The organism is Enterocloster sp. 210928-DFI.2.20, from assembly GCF_020554465.1.
Taxonomy (GTDB): domain Bacteria; phylum Bacillota; class Clostridia; order Lachnospirales; family Lachnospiraceae; genus Enterocloster; species Enterocloster bolteae.
Map to the genome: position 1 here is coordinate 1 of NZ_JAJCHK010000017.1, position 14,631 is coordinate 14,631.

Annotated in this window: 12 protein-coding genes and 2 pseudogenes; 4 read left to right on the forward strand and 10 right to left on the reverse strand. The window is 42.0% G+C overall.

The genetic code is table 11. From position 1 onward, the window contains the following. Positions 1 to 52: 52 nt before the first annotated feature. Positions 53 to 445: pseudogene (locus LI015_RS15835) on the forward strand (transposase); the annotation flags it as partial. Positions 446 to 735: 290 nt separating this feature from the next. Here the strand turns inward: LI015_RS15835 and LI015_RS15840 are convergent. Next, on the reverse strand, positions 736 to 1,176 hold the full coding sequence (locus tag LI015_RS15840; protein ID WP_002565667.1) for a Dps family protein: 441 nt from the start codon (positions 1,174 to 1,176) through the stop codon (positions 736 to 738). A 1,548-nt stretch (positions 1,177 to 2,724) separates the two neighbouring features. Between LI015_RS15840 and LI015_RS15845 the strand changes: the two genes are divergently transcribed. Continuing rightward, entirely contained in the window at positions 2,725 to 3,897 is a 1,173-nt protein-coding gene (locus LI015_RS15845) for an ISL3 family transposase (RefSeq protein ID WP_227125654.1), read from the forward strand. Further along, entirely contained in the window at positions 3,839 to 4,312 is a 474-nt protein-coding gene (locus LI015_RS15850) for a transposase (RefSeq protein ID WP_227125635.1), read from the forward strand. The genes LI015_RS15845 and LI015_RS15850 overlap by 59 nt, the downstream gene beginning before the upstream one ends. Positions 4,313 to 4,471: 159 nt before the next feature. On the opposite strand, the gene LI015_RS15855 is transcribed toward LI015_RS15850, so the two are convergent. The 6 genes from LI015_RS15855 to LI015_RS15880 all read right to left on the reverse strand — a co-directional run bounded on the left by LI015_RS15855 (position 4,472) and on the right by LI015_RS15880 (position 9,880). Further along, entirely contained in the window at positions 4,472 to 4,642 is a 171-nt protein-coding gene (locus LI015_RS15855; protein ID WP_002565669.1) for a hypothetical protein, read from the reverse strand. A gap of 9 nt (positions 4,643 to 4,651) precedes the next feature. Then, entirely contained in the window at positions 4,652 to 7,417 is a 2,766-nt protein-coding gene (gene mgtA, locus LI015_RS15860) for a magnesium-translocating P-type ATPase (protein WP_118019536.1), read from the reverse strand. Between the two features lie 164 nt (positions 7,418 to 7,581). After that, positions 7,582 to 7,893 (reverse strand): DUF3784 domain-containing protein, encoded by a 312-nt coding sequence (locus LI015_RS15865; RefSeq protein ID WP_002565671.1) that lies wholly within the window; start codon positions 7,891 to 7,893, stop codon positions 7,582 to 7,584. 6 nt (positions 7,894 to 7,899) lie between these two features. Next, the gene (locus tag LI015_RS15870; RefSeq protein ID WP_002565672.1) at positions 7,900 to 8,139 is read right to left on the reverse strand and encodes a hypothetical protein; all 240 of its coding nucleotides are present in this window, start codon (positions 8,137 to 8,139) and stop codon (positions 7,900 to 7,902) included. After that, positions 8,140 to 8,817: an MgtC/SapB family protein gene (locus tag LI015_RS15875; RefSeq protein WP_002565673.1), complete on the reverse strand. Its 678-nt coding sequence runs from the start codon at positions 8,815 to 8,817 to the stop codon at positions 8,140 to 8,142. It lies immediately after the preceding gene. 139 nt (positions 8,818 to 8,956) lie between these two features. Then, the gene (locus LI015_RS15880; RefSeq protein WP_002565674.1) at positions 8,957 to 9,880 is read right to left on the reverse strand and encodes a cation diffusion facilitator family transporter; all 924 of its coding nucleotides are present in this window, start codon (positions 9,878 to 9,880) and stop codon (positions 8,957 to 8,959) included. 297 nt (positions 9,881 to 10,177) lie between these two features. Between LI015_RS15880 and LI015_RS15885 the strand changes: the two genes are divergently transcribed. Next, positions 10,178 to 10,333 (forward strand): hypothetical protein, encoded by a 156-nt coding sequence (locus tag LI015_RS15885; protein ID WP_002565675.1) that lies wholly within the window; start codon positions 10,178 to 10,180, stop codon positions 10,331 to 10,333. Positions 10,334 to 10,496: 163 nt separating this feature from the next. On the opposite strand, the gene LI015_RS15890 is transcribed toward LI015_RS15885, so the two are convergent. The 3 genes and pseudogenes from LI015_RS15890 to tnpA all read right to left on the reverse strand — a co-directional run bounded on the left by LI015_RS15890 (position 10,497) and on the right by tnpA (position 14,542). After that, complete coding sequence (locus tag LI015_RS15890; protein ID WP_227125637.1) at positions 10,497 to 11,000, reverse strand: winged helix-turn-helix domain-containing protein; 504 nt, start codon at positions 10,998 to 11,000, stop codon at positions 10,497 to 10,499. A 15-nt stretch (positions 11,001 to 11,015) separates the two neighbouring features. Continuing rightward, positions 11,016 to 13,676 carry a magnesium-translocating P-type ATPase gene (gene mgtA / locus LI015_RS15895; RefSeq protein WP_002565677.1) on the reverse strand — a complete coding sequence of 887 codons (2,661 nt, stop codon included), beginning with the start codon at positions 13,674 to 13,676 and terminating at the stop codon, positions 11,016 to 11,018. Positions 13,677 to 14,117: 441 nt separating this feature from the next. Next, positions 14,118 to 14,542: pseudogene (gene tnpA / locus LI015_RS15900) on the reverse strand (IS200/IS605 family transposase). Positions 14,543 to 14,631: the final 89 nt, after the last annotated feature.

The following is a 14,631-nucleotide window of genomic DNA, read 5'->3' on the forward strand; positions in this document are numbered from 1 at the left end:
TCAATGCCAGAGTTTTGCTGGCATGATCACTCAAGATTCCGAGAGATCATAATACAACACCGTGATGGGCATCTATGGCGTTGGGAAGACTTATGGCCCGCTGCTCATTGCTGAGATTGGCAACGTGTCCAGATTTACCCACAGGGAGGCATTGACCGCCTTTGCAGGCGTTGACCCCGGCGTGGATGAGTCCGGCCAGCACAAGTCCAAGAGCAACAGGGCTTCCAAAGTTGGCTCTGCCAGACTGCGCAAGACCTTATTTCAGATCATGACGACCCTGCTCCAGAATGCCCCTGTGGACGATCCGGTCTATCGTTTCCTTGATAAAAAGCGGGCACAGGGAAAGCCTTACTATGTCTACATGACCGCCGGAGCGAATAAGTTTCTCCGCATTTATTATGGCAAGGTCAAAGAGTGCCTGCGGAACTTGGAGCAGGCAGAGTAACACCCGTCTCTATATCACCCCTTTCAAAACCGGCAGTTCTGGCGGCTTAAAAGTTATACCCTAAAATATCAAATCGGCTTTTTGAAATTTTCTTCAAAAAACACTTGACTTTTTATTAGCAGGCTTTCTAGATATATGCTGAAATCAATGTTAGCCAAGACTAACTCATATATAATATTATCTCATTTATTTTTAAAGAAAAAAAGAACTAGATGCAAGATTCAATCATTGACAATCAAATAGAGAACTACCCACGTTCTACGATAGTTCTCTATTTGAACATTTGCTTATTACTTCAACATAGATTGAATGAACCAAATTGTTTTGTTGTAATTTGCCACATCGTCTTCCATGTGGGCAACCACATCAAATTGATTCTCCTTGTCGGCCTGCTCACGAATGAAAAAAGCCTGAGTTCTGAGAGATTCCATATCTTTCAGAACCGTCTGCATCGCACTCTTGACATCCAGCTCGACACTTTCCAACTCTGGAATTGTGGCAACTGATAAGTAACCCTTCATACTTGCCAAAGGGGCTTCTCCGTTCATTTTTAAAAGTTCTGCGATAGCATCGAGTACATCTGCAAGGGCATCATACAAGGTTTCCAGATATTCATGTGCCGCTTTAAACTGGCTCCCCACTACATTCCAATGAAGATTGTGTAATTTGATGTATGAGACACCAATGTTTGCAAGATATGCATTTACCTGAGTTGCGAGTTCTTTTTTCAAAATAACAGCCTCCTTTGATTTGAAATACAAGGTTAGTCTAACTTCCCTTATAAAGTTAGTATATACTAACCAAAAGAAAATGTCAATTTATTATTCATTTTCCTATTCACGCTATTTATCCTATTATCCATATTGGTACAAGTGCTATTCACCTTTTATTCGACAAAATATTTTTTATAGAAGGGGCCACAGTAGGAATGGCCAGGAAAGGTGAACGTCCCCAAGCCAAAATAGGGCATTACCTTGATTCATACCGCTAGCCATCACTTTCCCCATCCCGCCTTTCGGTTTTCTAATGCTGTTAAAAAATTGTTTGATAAACCTTATGGAGCAACCTCTTGTCTTTTACCTTGTTAGCAAAAACTAACTTCTTGTATATAGGGACTCTATCAAAAAATTCACTGATTTTTCAGGAATGCATCAGAGGCATGGCGAGAAGTCAAGGCCACTAACATAGTCCAACATCATAAACTTAAGATTTAATGAAATCATTCCAATATATTATTATCGCCTTCTATAATGGTTACCAATCGACTATTTCCTAAAATGCTCATATTTCTCCCTGATAAAAAATATGGGCATTTTATAAACTGTTCTTTTTGGTTGCTTTTAGATCTGTTGTACTATATCCGTTTCATGATAATACGACCAATGCCACCGAAGGATTCAGCCGTCAGCTACGGAAAATGCTGTATCTTGAAACTTTGCTCCATTAGCTTTCTCTGTAAATTTTTAAGGAATAACACTTTTATGGTTTTCTCCGTTAAGGTATGAAAAATTAACAATTTTAATTTCTACTTGAAAAGCTTTTCTCATGTTTTGTTCTGTTACTATATGTTCTACAGCAACAAATTTGCAAGTTCGATTTTAACTAAGCATTAAGGCTTTATTCGCTATTTTCAGTGCGTGAGCTGGAAAATGTGTATTTACAATTGCTTCCATTCTCTTTTTTGAAAGTATTTGAATCGTTTCTAACACAATCAACTAATTTTAAAGTCTCAATTTGAACCGGTTCATCTAATACCAGCATTTCAGAGGCGCTACACAATTCCCGAGCAATTTAAAACCATTTACAATTCTCCTCCACTCATGTAACTACAACATGCTCATCATACAATTTAAAAGTGTCGTTTATCCCACACCGATTGGGCCTAAAATAGTCAATACTTCCCCTTTATCTAAAGACCTACTCCCCGCTCCTTATTTTCTCGATAAAGTTGATGAGATTACTAGTGTACTGACACGATGTCTTCGTCTAAAACTCCGCAGGATATTTTTATGATAGTGCAGGTCAAAAATAGGCAAGGAGGTTTGTCTGAATGTCATCGTGTAAATACACTAATATAAATTAAATTTTATATTGAAATTTCGATTATCCGTAAGCGTCAAATAGGTTCTTTCCAAAGTTAGTTGAATGTATAACAACAAAGCGATATAATGGGTTCAAAGGATGGTGTTTGCCATGGAACAAGAACTGATAAATTTATTAGATTCCACTCTAAAATGTCTGGATTGTAAAATAAAGTCAAATGTGGTCATTATAGAGGTCTGAGTAGTAAAGTTCATACCGTATGTCCATATTTTGGGAGCAACTCAGCAAGGATACATTCTACATATCAGCGGGAAATTCAGGACATTCCATTACATGATAAACAGACGATATTATTGCTTAATGTTAGAAAAATGTTCTGTGACAATCCCAATTGCAGCCATAAAACTTTTTCAGAAAGATTTGGTTTTATTTCTCCTAATGAAAAAAAGACAACACGTTTGATTGACCGAATATTAATGACTTCTGTCAAGTTAAGTTCAGTGAGTGCATCTGCATTATTGAAAGCAGATGCCATTCAGGTAAGCAAGAGCAGTATTTGTGATCTGCTCAAAAAAATGCCAGTACATGTGGATAAATCTTCTGTAATTAATATATGTGTGGATGATTTTGCATTTCGGAAACGGTACAGCTATGGAACTGTCATGGTGAATCTGGATACACATAGGATAATTGACATTATTGACTCCCGAGAAACAAAAAAAGTAGAGGAATGGTTAAAATCCTATCCCAATTTAAAAGTAATTTCCAGAGATGGGGCACAGACATATTCCTCTGCCGCCAGCAACGCCCATCCTGATGCAGTACAGGTCAGTGACAGATTTCATCTGCTTAAAAATTTATCGGATGCAGTTGAAAAATACATGCACCGCCTGTTCCCGTCAAGGCTGATTATACCGGCAATAACTGCCAATCCCCAGATGCAGGCACTGTATGATACCAGAAACCGGGCTGAACGAATAGTATTTGCCCACAGAAAGAGAAATGAAGGCTACACAATAAATGACATAGCCCTCCTTTTACATTCGGCAACAACCACTGTAAGGGAATACCTTGCAATTCCCGAGAATGAAATTCCAGAAATACAAGAAAATGCTCGTGAAAGACAATACATTCAGGGACTTGAAAATAAACAGCTTGCAATCAATGAGGTAAGGCAGCTTTATGCTGGTGGACATTCCATTGATGAAATTTCACGTTTAACCGGGCACACGACTGTGACAATAAAAAAATACTTAAAAGACGACTGTCCTGTAGGCAACGGACATTATGATTCGAGAAGGCCAGGAAAACTTGCCCCTTATGAATCGGATGAATTCCCTGCGAGTGTTTATGCAAAAAGAAAGAACACATCAAAAACGAATATCCGCTGCGGAGGCAGACGCCGTTGAGTATGTTCCACGCAAATGTCTGTGCCAGCTGATATATCGAAAATTAGAAAAGGCAAATGGCATAACGGAGGAACAATATGAAGCCGCAGTTAAGAAGTATCCCATTCTCGGACAGCTATATGATTTATTAAGGGAATTTCATCGAATTATGTTTTCCGGAAAATATGATGAGCTGGATTTGTGGATAGAAACAGCCCAATCCCTGAACGTTGACGAGATAGATACTTATGTCAATGGTTTAAAATCCGATATTGACGCAGTAAAAAATGCAATAAAATACAAGTTTAACAACGGTTTGGCAGAGGGAAGCGTCAATAAAATCAAATTAATTAAACGTATTATGTATGGCAGGAACAACTTTCGCTTATTAAAAGCAAAGGTTTTTTTAAATGAGTATTATTATCAAATCAACTAACTTTGGAAAGAACCTATTTGACGCTTACATTTAATGAAAAAGCACTTGTTTTACCACAAAATTATCACGATTGAATGGGCCTTGATTTGATGATAATAGATAAGGGAGATTCCACAATAAAAAATTGTGTATCTCCCTTGCTTCATTCATATTTCCATCTTATTTATAAAGCTCTTTTGCATCTGCTTTTGGTTTCATAGACCAAAATATTACATTCATTACAATGACAATCAGTAACACAACTGCCATAGCCATCCAAAAGCCGATATTCAGACCAAGCCATTCGGTAGTTCCGAAAAAGGTCATCCAAAGTTCTTTCCAGTTCATCATTGCACCCCCTTAGAGCAGTTCGCCGAAATGACGAACATAGGCTTTTTTCAAACTTGTTGCCAGAATCATATACAGCAGAATACATGGAATCAGATAAGCGAAGTATGTTGCAGGCAATGCAACAAATCCCAGCATAGTTCCAAACACAGTAAACGGAATGATGGTCAGAACCGTAATTCCTGTCATTGTGAGCAAAGTCACCGGAGCAGACGCACGACTCTGAATGAAGGGTAGCTTCGGAGTACGGATCATGTGAATGACCAACGTCTGGCTCCACATAGATTCCACGAACCATCCGGCTTGGAACATTCCGATATACTGCTTCTGAAGCGTTGCCAGTTCTGCACCGCTGAAATGGGCGGGCAAATCATTGAACAACACGCCGTTGGATACGAACAACGGGCAAAATACAAAGTACATGAAAATATAGGTTGTAAAATCGAAGATGGAGCTGGTTGGCCCAATCCAGATCATAAAACTTCCAACACTGGAAGCATCCCATTTACGTGGTTTGGCGATGAACTCCTCATCCACATTGTCCCATGGAATTGCCGTGCAGGACAAGTCATAAATCAGGTTCAGGAAAATCAGGTGCACGCTCATCATCGGCAGGAACGGCAGCAGCGCAGAAGCCGCCAGTACCGAGAACATATTGCCGAAGTTGGATGATGCGGTCATTTTAATGTATTTGATCATGTTGGCATAAGTTTTACGTCCCTCAATGATGCCCTGTTCCAAAACCATCAGGTCTTTTTCTAGCAGAATGATATCGGCAGATTCCTTTGCAACATCCACGGCAGTATCCACCGAAATGCCAATGTCGGCAGTTTTCATAGCTGCGGCATCGTTGATACCGTCACCCATGAAACCGACCGTATGACCGTTTTCACGAAGAACAGAAACCACACGGGCTTTCTGATCGGGGGTCAGCTTTGCAAATACATCTGTAAACTCTGCCGCTCTTGCAAGCTCTGTATCGCTCATGTGTTCCAAATCAGCGCCAAGAAGCATATTGCGAACCTTCATCCCCACCTGCTTGCAGATGGTACGAGTCACTTTGTCATTATCACCAGTCAAAATTTTGGTGGTAACACCGTGGTCTTTCAAAGCCTTAATTGCATCCGCAGTAGATTCTTTTGGAGGATCCAGGAATGCCAGATATCCAATCAGCACCATGTCACATTCATCTTTGACACCAAATGCGCCAACGGGAGATGGATTACTTTTCTGTGCAATCGCCAAAACGCGAAATCCCTTGTCGTTCAGATCATCCACTGTCTCCAAAATCCGGCAACGGACGTCATCAGTCAGAGGCTTCACTCCTCCATCGCACTCTGCAAATGCGCAAATAGAGAGCATTTCTTCCACAGCGCCTTTTGTTACCATTTGGGTTTTGCCGTTTTTATCCTGTACCACAGTAGTAAGACGGCGACGTGTGAAGTCAAAAGGAATCTCATCCACCTTTACATAGTTTTCGGACAGGTCAATAAGACGCGAATCTGCGGCTTCTTCCTCCTCCGTCTTATGGATAATTGCCAAATCCATCAGGTTTTTATAGCCAGTCTGGAAGTAACTATTGAGATAAGCGTGACGCAGTACTCGCGTATCGTCCTCGCCATTTACATTCAGGTGGTATTCCAGCACAACCTTATCCTGGGTCAGCGTGCCAGTCTTGTCGGTGCAGAGAATATCAATAGCACCGAAGTTCTGAATAGAATTGAGGTTTTTAACGATTGTCTGCTTTTTGCTCATGGAAACAGCACCTTTCGCAAGACAGGTTGTTACAATCATTGGCAGCATTTCCGGTGTCAAACCGACAGCAATAGAAATGCCGAATAAGAAGGCCTCCAACCAGTCGCCCTTGGTGATGCCGTTGACGAAGAACACCAGCGGAACCATGACGAGCATAAAACGGATCAGCACCCAAGAAACGGCGTTGACACCCTTGGTAAAGCTTGTTTCAACCGCTTCTCCGGCAACTGCGGACGCCATGGATCCAAACAGAGTATGATCGCCAACACAAACAACAACAGCTGTTGCGCTGCCTGAAATTACATTACTCCCCATAAAAGCAATGTTTGTGTAATCGGTCACACTCTCTTTCTGTGCGCTCACATTGGGGTTTTTTTCAATGGGTTCACTCTCACCAGTAAGACTTGCCTGACTGACAAACAAATCCTTCGCATCCAAAATACGCACATCCGCCGGAATCATGTCTCCAGCAGACAGATGTACAATATCTCCAACCACCAAATCATCCATAGGGATTTCTATTTTTTCCTGGTTCCTACGAGTAACGGTGCAAGTGGTCGTAATCATGGCTAACAACTTTTCTGCTGCATTTCCACTTCTGGATTCCTGGACAAACCGAAGCGTACCCGAAATGAATACCATCGTTAAAATGATAACTACCGTCAGACAGTCAAAATCATCCGGCACACTGCCAAACAGAGAAAAATAAGGTAGAATCATATCTGTAATGGTTGATACCAGTGCCAGGCAAAACAGAATGGCTGTAAAAGGGTTGATAAACGCACTGACCAGCCGTTTTGCCAAGGACTTCTTTTTTTCATGTGTTACTTTATTGGTGCCATATTTAGTACGACTTACGGGTACTGCTCCTGCATCTAATCCCCGAAGTGTGGTATGAAGGTTTTTCAAAACCTCTTTAATGGGATTGGTTGCCGCAAATTGCATGCGGCGGTTCTGTTCGTCACGGATAACTGTCTTTTCGACAGTCTGACGAACAGCCATACGGTTTTCTTTCTTGTTCATTGGTCTTACCTCCTTGAATTTTCATAGGGGCAAGGAAGATTATATGAGGGACACGGAATCTCCGTACACCCATACAATATTCTCTGCCTTCGTGGACTGCTTTCAGAGTCCATGTCTTTCACCTCACATTCTTTAAAACTATCTATGTGAAACCGCAATGCGGATCACGGTCTGCGATATCGGTTACTTTTTTCGATATACCAGACATCAAAGCCCGCAACGATTAGCCATGCAATCATTGCACATACAAACCAGTGATTTGGAAATCCTGACCAAAGCCCCTTCATCAGAAAGATAATACCATTAAGTGCAATGACTTCCCCGATGTTACGGCAAAGCGGGATAATTTTTATTTTATCTTTCTCTTCCTGCGGCATATTTTTCCACTCAGATAAGTGAATATGTCCTTTTCCGCAGGCAAACACAAAGCCTGCAATAGTAAAGAGGATGCCGAAAAAGATGCATGTAAAGTCCATATTTTCTCACTCCTTCCAATGTTTAACTTCATTTTTTAGTTTATTCAGCCTCAGAAGCCTGATGAGCAGTATAATCACTGTAACAGCAAGGATAAACCAAATAACAGCAGTTACCTGATACCAAATCTGAAACATCAAAATTCTCAGTTTAGAGAACATCCCGCTTAAACAGCCACATATTATTGTGAACACGGAGTAAAGTGCCAAGAAAATTGCCAGTTTGTAATCTTTGATTTTCGTCTTCACTCACAACACCTCCCAGCCAGCACTTACAACTTCCGGGATTGCCAATGCCTGCCCAACGATTCCCTCTAAAACATTGTTTTTAGGTTTTCCAACAGAACAGTATTTCGCAATGATCTCAACCTTATCACCAACAACATCGCCGCTTTCCAGATTATTCAGGAACAGAGTTTTGCATGAATTGCTGTTAATAAGCAACAGACGAATTTCCTGCTCTGCAGCTTCCTGACAAATGACCGAAATACGATATTGTTTTTCAAATTCATCACCAGCTGTGATTGGGTTCATCTTTCTTGCAAGAGGACGCAGAATCGAGTTTGAGGCAATCAAAATACCAGCGGCAGTGATTGCCATTGCATACATCCCTGTACTTGCAAGAATGCCAATTGCAGCTGTACACCATAGCGTTGCCGCAGTATTCATTCCACGCACTGTTCCGCTGTCCTTAAAAATCACACCGCTGCATAAAAAACCAACACCAGATATAATACTACTCCCAACACGAAATACCTGATCCGAGCCATAGAGCATTGGAAACAAGGTAAAGAAGCTGGTTCCCATGCAAATCAACACATTGATACGAATACCCGCCGGATGGCCGGTTAGCTGCCGTTCCAATCCAATCAGAAAGCCAAGCACCAAGGAGAGGGAGATTCTTAAAATAAAATCGGTGTAAAACATGTAAATCACCTCCCATCGACCACGAACAGTATATAAAAACCGCAAGGAAAAGCACATGGCTAAAACCTTGCGATTTCCTTGTGATTTGGCAAGATTTCAAAAGATAATACGTTAATAATAGTTCATAGATCGCTATGTTCTACTTTGTACTGCCAACAGGTACAGTGCTTGCTGGATTTACATGAACCATGCAGTGTTTTACTTCTGGAAAGGAATTTTCTACTGAGTAATGAACCTGCTCAGCAATATGATGCGCTTCTTTTAACCGTAAGTTTTCATCTACAGCGATCTCAATATCCACATATATTTTCATACCAAACAGGCGGGTGTGTAGTAGGTCAATACGCCTTATTCCAGGGATTGTGGCAATGAGACTTCGTATTTTATCTTCAGTAGCCTCATTACAGGAATGATCTACCATTTTATTGATGGCATCATAGAAAATATCCATGGACACCTTCACAATCACCACACAAATGATAACGCTGGCAATTGAATCTAAAATAGGATAGCCAAGCCTTGCCCCCAAAATCCCCGCAAACGAACCAATAGAAGATAGAGCATCTGAACGGTGGTGCCACGCATCTGCCATCAGAGAGCCGGAATTAATCTTCTTTGCCACCGATCTGGTAAACCAATACATCCACTCCTTTACAATAATGGATACTACGGCGGCCATAAGAGCCAATATTCCCGGAACTGTCAAATCATCCCCTGTGCTGCCGGCAATAATCTTTTTCACCCCAACAATTCCGATTCCAATTCCAGTTACCAGAAGCATACCCGAGAGGATAATGGATGATACGCATTCAATACGCTCATGTCCGTAAGGATGCTCTGTATCGGATTCCTTGCTCGATATTTTTGATCCAACGATAACCACAATAGTGCTAAGCACATCGGACGCTGAATGAACTGCATCGGAAATCATGGCGTCAGATCTTGCGATGATTCCGGCAATCAATTTAAATAAAGACAAAAGGAGATTGACAATGATACTGATACTGGAAACGTACATTGCAGCCTTTTGTGCGGTATTATGGGGATTCGATTTTTTCTCCACTTTAATCCTCCCTTCTACTACAATATAAATTGGTTAATATACTTAACAACCAGTTAGGTTGTTAGCCATCTTATTGCTTAAGCTGTATAATGATGGGGCAATCGGTATATCGGCTTCCTTTCTTGGACTTACACGTCCGTTTTTGAGACTGATAACCAGCTCCTCATTCGCAGCGTTCGTTTTATGCAGGTTGAACCACTTTCAGTGCGTTCGTGTCACACCACAGTAGATTGAATAAGCAATGAGTAAAGTTGGTATTGATCTTTTGCATTATAAATCTTAAGGAGTGACAAATTTATGAACATGAACGCAGTAGGTATTGATGTTTCCAAAGGTAAAAGTATGGTTGCCATCCTTCGTCCTTTAAATATAATTCTTTTTGAAATCATGGAAAAGCGGTCCAATACCACTCTCAAAATCTCTTGGGGCTTTATTCTCTTCATACATGTTTGAGAAGTATACCGGCTGAAGCTGCGGAACAATACCTTGCAACAGGCACAGGCTTAATAATACAACAAGCACAAGGTGACTCCCATGGCTAAAACCTTGCAATTTCCTTGCGATTTGGCAAGAATTCAGGCGGGCTGAAACCGAAAGTGGTCTCAGTCCGCCTATTTTATAGTTGATCATTAAACTTGTACCCGATGCCCCAGATAGTCAAAATGTACTTCGGAGCATCTGGGTCAGGCTCAATCTTCTTGCGCAGTTTTCGGATAAATGCCATGATGTTGCTGTCATCCAGCAGATAATCATCTTCCCAGACTGCACGATAAATCTGCTCTTTAGTAAAGACCTCGCCCCGATTCTGGGCAAGAAAATACAAAATGTCAAACTCTTTTGGAGTCAGGCTGATTTCTGAACCTTTCTGCAGAACCTTTCTGCTTTTCGGATGAATTTCCAATTCTCCAATTATAATCCCATCCGACAGAGCACTGGCAGATAGCTCTGTTTCTTCTGATGCTCCCAAAATCAAAGAAGATACCTCTCCGCTGATCATATCCCGGATGCCAGACAGAAAATCTTCCACACAGTCACTTTTCGGTGGCTCTTTAATTAGCTTTTCCAGCAACCAAATTTCAAGGTTGGAATCCATAGGAATATAACTGATATTCTTTTTCACAATGAATTCCTCCTTTCAAATCAACTCATAGTACTTCTTATAGAAATATTTGGCTACCGTAGTCAACAGCATATAGGCAAGCGCTACGAACAGCAAAAATGCAAAATACCAAAGCGGCAGCCTCGTCATGCCGAACAGAGATGCACCACTGGTAAAGGTCATGGCTGTAAAGGCAACAATTCCGGCCAGCGTTATGCAAATCACAGGTGTGGATGTCCTGCTCTGCATAAAAGGAACTTTAGGTGTTCGCAGAAAATGCAGGATCAGCACCTGTGTCCACATGGATTCCAAAAACCACCCCGTCTGGAACAGGGACACATACTGAAGCTGCAAAGAAGGATCGGTAATATTTAGATAGGTTGCTCCTCCACATAGCATGGGACACAGGAAATAATACAGGAACAGGAAGGTCGCAATATCAAACAGAGAGCTGAGTGGCCCGAATGACATCATAAACCGTCCCAAAGTTTTGCCCGACCAATCTCTCGGAGATAGGGTTTCTTCCTCGTCCACATTGTCCCACGGCAGAACAATACACAAAATATCGTACAGCAAATTCAGAAGCAGAATCTGGATGGATGTCATGGGCAAAAACGGCAAAAATGCGCTGGCGCATATGATGGAGAAAATATTACCAAAATTGGAGCTGGCGGTGATCTTGATGTATTTGAGCATATTAGTAAAGGTCTTACGCCCTTCCAAAACACCTTGTTCCAGAACATTGAGATCCTTTTGCAACAAAACCACATCGGCTGCATCTTTGGCTGAGTCCACTGCCGTATCCACTGAGATTCCCACATTGGCCTCGTTCAGTGCCGGGATATCATTGACGCCATCACCAAGGAAACCCACCGAGTGACCGTTTTCCTGCAGAGCGGAAACCAGACGCACCTTTTGGCCCGGAGTAAGTTCCGCAAAAACATAGATTTCCTCAACTGCTTTTCTAAGCTCACTATCTGTCATTTCGTCCAGTTTTGCACCAGTCAGCACAGCCTCGGCAGAGATGCCCACCCGATGGCAAACAGACACCGCAATGGCCGCCTGATCTCCCGTCAGAATCTTTGGGGTCACTTTTAACCTCTTGAGGGCTGCCACGGATTCTTTTGCGGTTTGCTTGGGCGCATCAAAAAAGGACAGATAGCCCACCAGAGTCATATTAAATTCGTCAGCGGGTGTGATTTCTCTTTGATGGCCTACATTTTTCCGTGCGATAGCAATGACCTTCATCCCCTCCTGGAGCATATCATCTACCACAGAAGATACGCTCTGCATATCATCCTTTTCAATCGGCAGGATTTCACCCCGATATTCCACATGACTGCAACGGGAAACGATATGCCCAATGTCACCTTTCATAATGAGCTGACACTCGCCATCTATATCTCGTACAAGGGTGCTGATAAACTTGCGGGCATAGTCAAAGGGAATTTCGTCCGCTTTTTGATACTGGGTCAAAAGGGCGGAATAATGTGTTTCACGGCCAGGCATAGTCTTACAGGCAAGAATTGCGTTGTCAATCGTGTTGCGAACGCCGGAATGATAGGCGCTGTTCAGATAAGCCAGATCGAGAACTTCCGTATTTTCATTGCCTAGAATATCCATGTAATATTCAAGCAGGATACTTTCATTGGTTAGCGTGCCAGTCTTGTCCATGCAAAGTACATCCATACTTCCAAAGCCCTGCATGGCATTGATATCTTTGATAATCGTTTGCTTTTTACTCATGGCAAGACTGCCCTTGGCAAGGCAGGCTGTAATGACCATGGGCAGCATTTCCGGCATCAGTCCAACGGCCACTGACAGGGCAAAGGCAAAGGACTCCAGCCATTTTCCACCTGTGATACCGAGAATCACAAACACAATCGGCACCAGCACTGCCATGAAGCGGAGCATGACCCAGGCAATGGAATTGGCACCCTTTTGAAAGGAATTTTTGTCATCAGGATCGGGCTTTGTAAAGCTGCCATACAGCGTGTCTTTGCCAACGGCCAGCACAATTCCTTCGCCTCTGCCGCTGATAACAGTTGTTGCCATAAAAGCGAGGTTTTCAAGCTGAGTCAGCGTCTCCTGCTCGCCGTAGCTGAGTTTGCGGCAGCTCTTTTCAAGGATGGCGCTCTCGCCAGTGATGGCAGCCTGGGAGATAAAAAGATCCGTGTTCTTCGTCAATCTGATATCTGCTGGAACACGATCACCTGCGGAGAATAAAACAAGATCACCGACCACTAATTCTTCGGTGGGAATCTCCATTAACTCCCCATCGCGCCTCACCGTGACGCTTTCATGAATCAGTCGATCAAGCTGAGCTGCGGCGCTCTTTGCCCGCAGCTCCTGAATCAGACGAATTACACCACTAATTAGAATCATGGAAAAGATGATAATAGCGGTAGTAGCGTTTCTTGCAAAATTGGATACTACAAAAACATCTGTAATGAGAGAAACAATACCCAGAACAAAAAGAATCACATGAAACGGGTTAATAAATGCCCGTTGCAATCGTTTCATCATCGTATCATTTTTTCGCTCATTGAAGCTGTTCTTTCCATACTTCTCCCGCATCGACTCAATTTGCTCAATGGTCAGACCATCCGGAGATGTGCCAATGTCTCGATAGATTTCTAATGGATCACAGTAAGCGTATTTTTTGATACGACTGTCAAATAGCGTTGCTTTTGACACGAAACAGTCCCTCCTTTATAAGTACAAGTAAGAATACTTTAACATAGTGTTATGAAAATGCTATGTTTATATTCTTGCTTTTTTCTTGCAATTTACTTTGATACGGCATTTTTCAGCTCTATCAAATTTATCTCGTCAGGGTGAGTCAAAGTCTTATCAACCATACTCGTAGGTTTTGCCGTAAGAAATCTTGCAATCGCCATATGTTACTGTTGTCCACCATAAAGATTGTTTGGCATATTTTTAAGTTTACGTTCCAAACCTAGTACTACAGCGAACTCCCTGAGTGACGTGCTCCCCCTTTTTTGGTATACTCAACTACCATCAGCTAAAGCCGGTGGGTTGATTCGGTCTAAAAACCGCCATTAGGCAACCGAAAGTCGCAATGGGGCTAAAGCCCTTTCTTTTAGACTAAAGTCCACTAAAGTTCTACTGAGGTAGTCATTCTTCCCCTATCGAAAAATTGTCGTACCCATCTTCTCTTCCCAGCTTTTCTATATTCTTCTATCATTCTTTGTTTGACTTCTCCTACTGTGCCACAAAAATATCTTCTCCCCCACATATACTGTCCCCAATATCTCTTTCTTAATTGTGGGAACTCCTCTTATAATATCCTTTATTTTTCCCTTTCAGATTCTGCATAATCTCACTTGGTGACAAATTTGTTGGGCATAACAATAGCATATAGACATGATCCGGCTGAATACTTCCCTGTAATATTTTTATCCCTTGGCTGTCTGCCTTAACAGTTCTCGCAGCATAAAGGCTGCATCTCCTTTTAATGCTTCGTATCTGTATTTCGTTATCCACGCAAAGTGATATTTTATATCATATACTGCATGACTTCCGTTTCTATAATTCGCCAGTTCTACGCATCTCCCCGTACGTTAATTATATTACTGCCTCTACTTGAAGGAATTACTGATGAAACTCTACCGCCTAAAAGCGATGGTTT